The organism is Sunxiuqinia elliptica (genome assembly GCF_900113005.1).
Lineage (GTDB): Bacteria > Bacteroidota > Bacteroidia > Bacteroidales > Prolixibacteraceae > Sunxiuqinia > Sunxiuqinia elliptica.
This window is the reverse complement of the sequence record NZ_FONW01000018.1, coordinates 66038-74431: the sequence shown is the minus strand read 5'-3', so window position 1 is coordinate 74431 and position 8394 is coordinate 66038. Positions and strand designations below refer to the sequence as shown.

7 protein-coding genes are annotated in these 8394 nt (G+C 42.1%); 1 reads left to right on the top strand and 6 read right to left on the bottom strand.

The genetic code is table 11. The features are described from left to right. Positions 1-397: 397 nt before the first annotated feature. Genes modC through modA form a run of 3 tightly spaced genes read right to left on the bottom strand, consistent with a single transcriptional unit; the run spans position 398 to position 2924 of the window. On the bottom strand, positions 398-1489 hold the full coding sequence (gene modC / locus BM156_RS20050) for a molybdenum ABC transporter ATP-binding protein (protein ID WP_093921688.1): 1092 nt from the start codon (positions 1487-1489) through the stop codon (positions 398-400). Next, complete coding sequence (modB, locus tag BM156_RS20045; protein ID WP_243745408.1) at positions 1489-2190, bottom strand: molybdate ABC transporter permease subunit; 702 nt, start codon at positions 2188-2190, stop codon at positions 1489-1491. The genes modC and modB overlap by 1 nt, the downstream gene beginning before the upstream one ends. Then, a complete protein-coding gene (modA, locus tag BM156_RS20040) occupies positions 2187-2924 on the bottom strand; it encodes a molybdate ABC transporter substrate-binding protein (RefSeq protein ID WP_093921687.1) in 738 nt (245 codons plus the stop codon). Before modA ends, modB begins: the two co-directional genes overlap by 4 nt. A gap of 76 nt (positions 2925-3000) precedes the next feature. On the opposite strand from modA, the gene BM156_RS20035 reads away from it, so the two are divergent. Further along, the gene (locus tag BM156_RS20035) at positions 3001-4149 is read left to right on the top strand and encodes a CNNM domain-containing protein (RefSeq protein WP_244525771.1); all 1149 of its coding nucleotides are present in this window, start codon (positions 3001-3003) and stop codon (positions 4147-4149) included. A 134-nt stretch (positions 4150-4283) separates the two neighbouring features. Here BM156_RS20035 and BM156_RS20030 read toward each other — a convergent pair whose 3' ends face one another. The 3 genes from BM156_RS20030 to BM156_RS20020 form a co-directional block, all read right to left on the bottom strand. Continuing rightward, positions 4284-6212: a peptide-N-glycosidase F-related protein gene (locus BM156_RS20030; RefSeq protein WP_093921686.1), complete on the bottom strand. Its 1929-nt coding sequence runs from the start codon at positions 6210-6212 to the stop codon at positions 4284-4286. A gap of 73 nt (positions 6213-6285) precedes the next feature. After that, positions 6286-7782 carry an alpha-L-fucosidase gene (locus BM156_RS20025; protein WP_093921685.1) on the bottom strand — a complete coding sequence of 499 codons (1497 nt, stop codon included), beginning with the start codon at positions 7780-7782 and terminating at the stop codon, positions 6286-6288. A gap of 254 nt (positions 7783-8036) precedes the next feature. After that, positions 8037-8375, bottom strand: coding sequence for a carboxypeptidase-like regulatory domain-containing protein (locus BM156_RS20020; protein WP_093921684.1), 339 nt, complete (start codon positions 8373-8375; stop codon positions 8037-8039). Positions 8376-8394: the final 19 nt, after the last annotated feature.

Genomic DNA, 8394 nt, shown 5'->3' with positions numbered 1-8394 from the left:
AGGCCTCCCGCTAGCGTTCATCCTGAGCCAGGATCAAACTCTTCGTTGTAAATAAAAATTGTTAGAAATTACCCTAAAGTAATCTCAATTTTGTCTGACTCCCGGAATAAACTCTTAATTCGCAATTCTTCCTTATCTTTCTACTTTTTCAATATTGTCAATGAACTTTCGTTCGCTCTATTTCTTCATCCTGTTTTCGTAAAACCAGCCACAGTACTTTGTGACTCTTTTCCGACCTCGTATGTTTCTTAGAACGCTGCCTCTCAAGCTCCCGGTGTAACCCGTTTGTCTCTCAAAGCGGGTGCAAATATAGGGACCTTTTTCTTTCCCGCAAGCGTTTTGATAATTTATTTTCTGCCTTTTTTTAACCCTTTTTCACATATCCGCTAGAATACAATTACTTACCTACAGATAAAATTTTCACAGAACTTGATTTAAAAAGACAGTAAATATTCATTCCCTCTTTCAAGCCCATTTTATCGCAGGCAGAACGCGTGATTTCAACCAAGACCGAAAAGCCAATATCAACTTGACAAAATACCTTTTTCCCGCGTTCTTTTATAGAAGTAATCTCCCCCGCGAGTTGGTTGCGCGTAGAAATATCATCAACCTGATGTAATGACAAGCTTATATTCCGAGGAGAAATACTTACGATTAACTGATCGCCTATTTCCAACTCCTGATCCACATCAAGCAATAAATAGTTAGACGAAGTCTGTTTTTGGTAATGGTAAGCTTTCATTCCATTGACTTGCTCGATGTGATAAATAGGTAAACGTACTGCGTTTATTTCATCTTCCTGCTGTAATACTGAAGTCGCCAAAGAATCAAAAAGCAATTCATGATACGATCCATTTCCTACAACCTGCCCATTATTCATTATCATTAGCTGGTTGGTCAACATCAATAAATCACAAATATCATGACTTACCACCCAAATCGGCATGTGGTACTTTTGATGAATCTTTATTAAATAAGGAATGATACTTCTACGCAGTCGTTGATCCAGGGACGAAAATGGTTCGTCAAGCATTAAAACCTCAGGAGAACTTAATAGCATACGCCCAATCGCCACCCGCTGCTGCTCTCCGCCGGAACACTGATGTGGTTTCTTATTTAATAGATGCCTAATTTCTAACAGGTCGATAACTTCATTCAAACCGATTGCCGCCCCATCTTCAAAGCCAAACAACAAGTTTTTGCGAATACTCATATGAGGAAACAAACGTCCTTCCTGAAAGACCAATCCCATTTTTCGTTTACGTGCAGGCACCTTTATTTTACACGAACGGTTATAGAACTCGCGTCCCCGAACAATAATCTGCCCATTGTCGGGATGCTCAATCCCTGCCATTATCTTTAACAAGGAAGACTTTCCGGAGCCAGATGGACCGAAAATCCCAACAATACCATCGGGGATGAATGTTTTTACGGCAAGCTGAAAGTTCCCTCGCTGAGAACGAATATCAATATAAACAGGCGCACTCATTAATACAATTCCTTTTTATAACGCCGGTTAACCAATTCGGAGGCCAACATGGCTATAAATGATATGACGATTGACAGAAGCATCAGTCGAAAAGCTTCCGATTCTTTGCCTGGAGTTTGCATGGCCGAAAAAAGAGCCAGCGGAATGGTCCGGGTTTCTCCAAAAATGTTTCCGGCAAAAGTGATGGTTGCCCCAAACTCTCCCAGACTACGTGTAAAACTCAATAAGAATCCACTTAAGATTCCGGGGAAAGCCAAGGGAACGGTTACGGCAAAGAAAATACGCCAACGACTAGCTCCTAAAATCTCGGCAGCATCCTCCAAGCGTTTGTCCACCATTTCGACCGCCTGCTTAACTGCACGAACGGCCAGCGGGAAGGATACAATAATAGAAGCCAGCACCGCTGCATCGAAACTAAAGGCGATGCGGATTCCCAAAGTTTCCAGCCAACTCCCCAACAATCCATTTGTACCAAACATCAGCAACAAGAGATATCCGGTTGTTACCGGCGGCATCACCATGGGGACATGCAAGAAAGCTTCGACAACGGCTTTTCCCCTAAATTCCTTTCGCGCCAACAGCCAACCTGCAAGCACTGCAAAGGGAAGTGACAGGAAAGCACACAACAATGAGACTTTCAATGAAACAGCCAACGCTGACCACTCCACTTCTGTTAATCCTATCGTTAATAATTCACTCAATCTGTTTTAAAAGAATAATTGGTTAGCACTTGTTTCGATTCAGAAGAATAAAGATAGTCGTAAAATTCTTTTGCCAAAGCACCTGATGACACCAGCACCTGGTAATAAGCTACCGGATCATGCATTTCTTCAGGAAACGTATATATAATGTCAACTTTCGTTGATTGCAAGGCATCCGTTTTATAAACGATTCCACAATCGACCTCTCCCAGTTCAACCATCATCAAAGCTGAACGAACATCACGACACAATAATAAGTGTTCTTCCGATTCCACATCAAAAGCTTTTAATACCTGCATGGCATATTTTCCTGCTGGCACGTAACCGGGATCTCCAATGGCGATTCGATTTTTGGGATACATTAATAATACCTCCGGCTTCAAATCTTCCTGGACTTCGGATTTGGGTATTATTAATACCAACTCATTTCGGGCCAGAACTCCGCTCTCCTTTGAATAATTCTTCTCTTCCAGGTAATCCATCCAACTTTTATTGGCAGAAATATACACATCAGCCTGCGCTCCACTTTCAATCTGTCGGGCCAATGTTCCGGAAGCAGCCAGGTTAAGCCGAACCTTCACCTTTTGCTCCTGCTCAAAGCGCTGCGCAATTTCTGTTATCACATCGGTAAAACTAGCCGCTGCAAAAACAGTTATTTCATTGGCCCCCTTTTTCGGTGAATCACCACAACCCGCAAGCATAAAAACTAAAACCACCCAAACGATCTTTCTCATTCGAATAAAAGTAACAGCTTTCAAGAAGACTTCCTAAAGAAGAATGACGACTTAAAAATTAAAACTCCTATATATAATGTATACGTCAACAAATGTCGCCCAAAAGAATACCAATAAGTTTTTTGCTCAATTTATCTCAGAATCCAATACAATTAGTATCTTTTCGGCAAAAGAAATCGACACCATGGGCATGCTCATTTTTTATCTGGTTCTAGCATTAGGAGTATCATTTTTGTGTTCTGTGCTGGAATCTGTCTTGTTATCTGTAAGTTTTTCATTTATCTATTTGAAAGAAGAAGAAGGAAGCCAGTCGGCTAAGATTCTGAAAAATATAAAAAATCAAATCGATCGTCCGTTAGCAGCTATCCTTACTTTAAACACCGTTGCACACACCATTGGTGCTGCTGGTGTAGGTTCTGAAGCTACCAGGTTATTCGGAGAAACCTATTTCGGTATTATCTCAGCCGTACTCACCATTTTGATTTTGGTGCTATCGGAGATTATTCCCAAAACAATTGGTGCTCAATTTTGGAGAGAATTAGCCCTTCCATCAGCCCGGGTTATTCAAGGACTGATTTTCATAACTTACCCGCTGGTACTTCTCAGTGAATTTATTACTCGTGCCATCTCCAAAGGAAAAAGCAAACAGTCAATTAGCCGGGAAGAAGTTGCCATGCTGGCATCATTGGGGCTTGATGAAGGGATTTTCAAGGAAACGGAAAGTAAAATCATCATCAACCTCATTCGTCTTCGCGATATTAAAGTCAAAGATATCATGACTCCAAGGACCGTGATGCTGGCTGCTCCGGAAACCATGACCTTGGCTGAGTTTTTCGGGCAAGAGACCTTCTTTCAATTCTCGCGGATTCCAATTTTTCAGGAAAGTATTGACAAAATAACTGGTTACGTTTTAAAGCAAGATGTTATGGAGAAGTTGGCTGCCGGAGCAAGTGAAGAACCGCTGCTGAATCATAAACGCGAACTGGTTGTGTGCTACGAAAACATTACGGTGCCTGTACTTTTTGAGAAGCTACTCATAAAAAAAGAGCACATTGCACTTGTCATCAATGAGTATGGTGGCACCGAAGGCCTGGTGACCATGGAAGACATTATTGAAACCATTCTTGGATTGGAAATTACTGACGAAAAAGACATCCAGACAGACATGCAGCAACTAGCCCGCGAACGTTGGGCCAAACGCACCAAAGACATGGACATCAAATAAGACAGTTAAGCTAACGCAGATGCCAAGAAAATACGAAGCGATCTGCATCAAAAAACACGAAAGCCAGCCATCGATTTTCTTTCGATAGCTGGCTTTCGCATATTATACCTTCCCGACTTTACCGGGAACTATGCTTAGTCAAAACTTCTGGATGTTTTATTCACCCGAAGTTTGAGTTTGCTTTCTCCTTCAACAAACAACTCTACAACATAGCGTCCGTCTTTAAATTCGGAAAAATCAATATCAAAAGTTTTATGCTCCACTTGTTTGAATGGAATCGTCTTCATCAAATCGCCATCTGCCAAAATATGGATCTCGCCATCTGAAGGCTTTTCGGCATCCACCATCAATTCAGTTTTCGACTTAAACATACGCGGATGAAGAATAAACAGTTCCTGTTCTACGTTTTCGTCAATGCGAGGTGTTTTCGAAGTTGTAAAATCCAGCTTTTCCCCAACTCCACAATCGCTTTCGAAACGATGCAACACCTGACCATCCAAATCCGACAAGTACATGTAGCCATAACCTTGCTTAGGCATAAACCAAAATTCCAATCCGTTATGAGCGGTGTCCTGCAAAGCCAAGCGATATTTACCCTCAGCCAAAACCAAAGTGTCCCGATACAAGGTATTTGCTTCCGACTGTTCCGGAGTACGTTCAAAAACAACGTCCTGTTGTTCATTAATTACGCGAATGGTATTGTCGCCAGGGGCATTATTCGATTTATACGTCAGCACCATTGTCTCCGGCATTTCTTTTGGAGAAACAAACGCAGCCTGCCGGCTGTTGTCTGCATCCCATTCATCCGTTTCGCCATTCGCCAAACTAACTTCCACTGAAAAAACATTTTCACCAAAGTTAAAACCAATTACTCCTGGCAACACAATCACCTGCTCCTCATAAAAACCAAGTTCTCCGGTCCAGGTAAAAGTTTTAAAATCGAAACCTTCGGTACCGTAAACAATATCCAAGGCCTGAATAGGCTCACTTCCCAGGTTACGCACCACAATGCGCGGCTCAAAGCAAGAAGGATTCAAGCGATTGAGCTCAACCGATTTGTTCGGCACCAGGATTTCTTCAATGGCTACATCGTTTTTACTGTTTGGCTGGTTGTATTGAAACAACATGGCCTGAATCGATTCGTTGGCCTGTACATTTTTTTGAGCGGTATAAGGCTCCAGCTCCAAATCAATGGTGTGCGTTGGCTTGGTAATTGGGAAATCAATCAAGTCAGCTTTCTGCAAATCGCCCGGACACCAATAAGCCCGGTCAAAAATCCAGGTACCGCCCTGAGGATAAAGAGCATTGTCAGCACACTCTTTCCACATATCACGGCGATCAATCACCGCTCCATCTACAACCACTTCGCGCCAACGGCTACAAAACTCGCTGCAACCTCTTGGGCGATCCATGCCGTGCCCCGTATGCTGAATCCGTAAACGTCCCAACTTAGCCTCCGGAGCCATTTCCATTTCCACAGGTGCCAAAGATGCTGTAATTGGCTTGGTGCTATCTCCGTATGCATAGTTTCCGGCAAACACTTTATCGTACTGAACCATTTCAGCGACAGGTTTACCAACATTCACTTCGAAATCAATCGTCAAATCCCAACCAACATCCTTGCTTTCGTAGCCCGAATGCATGTATTCAACTTCAACGCTGTCGCGCAGCAAACTGGCAAAGTCAGTCACATCAACCCGCCATTTCCATTCCCAGTCTTTCTTAAAGTTACTTCCGTAAGGCGTTAGCATCCGACCAATTTCCAGGTTAAGCGAATCGCCATGCACTCCACCAACCCGACGAATGGTAATGTGATCCAAGTAATCCCAGTGTGCAATGTTGATGGAATCGGGATGCCCCAAAGTCACATCCATAAACACACGTCTAACGGGTTCATCTTTCCCCGGAAAGACGGCCCAATTTTTAAAATAATTGCTTCCACTTGAACTACAAGTAATCGTTTCGTGGTTGTGAGAGGTTACAATAACCGTTTTGGGTTCAATTTTCGGAGTACAACTAACCAAAGCGATTAATCCCACATAAAGCAAAAAGCGATAGAACATATTCTTCTGTTTTTATAGGTGATTTAAAGGTTAGCTGATCTCAGCACCCTGCTTTTCAGCTAACCGTTTTTAATTATTTCCGATCTTCAGCTATTTCGAACTGAAGTACCCAAGCATAACCAGCCGGCGGATTCTTCCGTAACTTTTCAGGAATCTGCACCAACATGCCATTTCCAGATTTTTTCCAACTCAATGATTTTCCATCCCCAAGCAAACTTACTTTTGCCCCTCTCTTTGGCTGGAAAGAGTTCACATAGATCTCTGCAGGTAATTGTTTTTGGCCTTCATCAGCCAGGTAGATTGCATTAATGGTATTGGAGTCTTTTTTACGGGTGAAGCAAATATTGGCTTCTTTATACGGAGCAATCGCCCGTGTACTGTAAATGGCTTCACCATTCACTTGAATCCATTCGCCCATGGCTTCCAACAACTGATAAGCTTCATCGTGCCACGTTCCATCAGGCCCCGGAGCAATGTTATAAAGTAAGTTTCCACCTTTAGCCACAATATCAACCAACATGTGAATGGCTTTTCTCGGACTCATGTATTGTGCATCGGGCACATAAGACCAACCACCGCCAGCAATAATGCATGACTCCCATGGAAATGGCAAGGCTTCTTCCGGCACTTTATTTTCAGGAGTCAGGTAGTTTTGATTTTTTCCCTCTACTGCACGGTCCACCACAATTAGCCCGGGTTGTTTTTTACGCGCCTTTTCAACAAGCTCATCCATTTTGATGTCTTGATTCACGGCAAACGACTTCAAAAAACCAGAGGAAGTTCCCATGCCTTTTCGAATCAAAGAATGCTGCATTTCTTCTTTTGAAGACTTTGCCACCCAACCGCCATCGAGCCATAAAATATCAATCTTACCATAATCGGTCATCAGCTCCAAAATTTGATTGTGTGTGAAATCAACAAACTTCTGCCATTTTTCAGGATAGGCTTCCGGATCGTAGTTCACATTCCGGTTGAACGGAGGAAAGTACGGATCCCAATAGTAATCAGAATGCCAGTCAGGTTTTGAGAAATAGGCTCCAGCCCATAGCCCTTCATTCCTGAAGGCATCAAAAATTTCTTTCGTAATGTTGGCTTTTGGATTGGTATGAAATGCGCATGCCTCATCGGTCACTTTATAATCGGTGTATTTTGAATCAAACATGCAAAAGCCATCATGGTGCTTGGTCGTAAAAACCAAATACTTCATTCCGGCATCACTTGCTGCCTTAGCCCACTTCTCCGGATTAAAGTCAACTGGATTGAAGGAATTCTTCAGTCCTTCGTATTCCTTCACATACTCATAGTAATTCTCTGGATTATTCCCTTTTTTGCGTTGGCACCAGCCATAGTCTTCCGGACAAATTGACCAGGATTCCACAATCCCCCACTGGCTGTATGCTCCCCAGTGCATCAAGAGACCAAATTTTAAATCCTGCCATTGATTCAATTTCTCATTCACCAAAGGATCATCCTCGGGGTAATACTTTTGCCCTTCAAACTCGTGAACCATCTGAGCTGAGGCGCTCAGAACCAAAAAAGTGAAACACAGATTCGTCAGTAGTTTTTTCATGATAAAAAAATTAGTTGGTTATATCAGTTAAAAATGATTTGGGTAGTTCAGCAATAAACCGCTGGAATTATTATCTGTCAACCATTGAATTACAAATTTTAAAATATTTTCTCAATAACTCATATCTTTTATATTTTTTTTCTAAAGATACTTCTTTCTGCCCTGCTTTCACGAATAGTAAAGACACAATAATGACGCATAAACCCGGCCAAGCTTTTCGCTGACCGGGTTTCATTAGCATACGATTACCTTAATTACTTTTTCTTAAGCGTTAAAGAAACCGTTTTTTCAATTTCTCCACTTACATAGATAATTTGAGGCATATTTCCTGTGTCATAGGTTTCTCCGCCAACTTCAACGGTAGCTCCGATATAGTAATTACCTTCCTCAACATCATAAAAGGCAAAGTTACCCGCATTATCGGTTGTTGTCTCCCTCACAAAGTCTGTATTATCATTATACAGTTTTACGGTAATTCCGGCAACAACACTACCATCATCCGTTCCGGCAGTTCCAATAATTGTGCCTTCGTCTGACTTGCTACAAGCAACTGCCATCATCAAGACCAAGCATATATAAAGAATTTTTTTCATGATAATTCAAATTTAAAGT

Excerpts from the sequence above, each read along its gene's own strand:
- modC (WP_093921688.1), bottom strand. The coding sequence starts at position 1,489 with ATGAGTGCGCCTGTTTATATTGATATTCGTTCTCAGCGAGGGAACTTT.
- modA (WP_093921687.1), bottom strand. The coding sequence starts at position 2,924 with ATGAGAAAGATCGTTTGGGTGGTTTTAGTTTTTATGCTTGCGGGTTGT.
- BM156_RS20035 (WP_244525771.1), top strand. The coding sequence starts at position 3,001 with ATGTATACGTCAACAAATGTCGCCCAAAAGAATACCAATAAGTTTTTT.
- BM156_RS20030 (WP_093921686.1), bottom strand. The coding sequence starts at position 6,212 with ATGTTCTATCGCTTTTTGCTTTATGTGGGATTAATCGCTTTGGTTAGT.
- BM156_RS20025 (WP_093921685.1), bottom strand. The coding sequence starts at position 7,782 with ATGAAAAAACTACTGACGAATCTGTGTTTCACTTTTTTGGTTCTGAGC.
- BM156_RS20020 (WP_093921684.1), bottom strand. The coding sequence starts at position 8,375 with ATGAAAAAAATTCTTTATATATGCTTGGTCTTGATGATGGCAGTTGCT.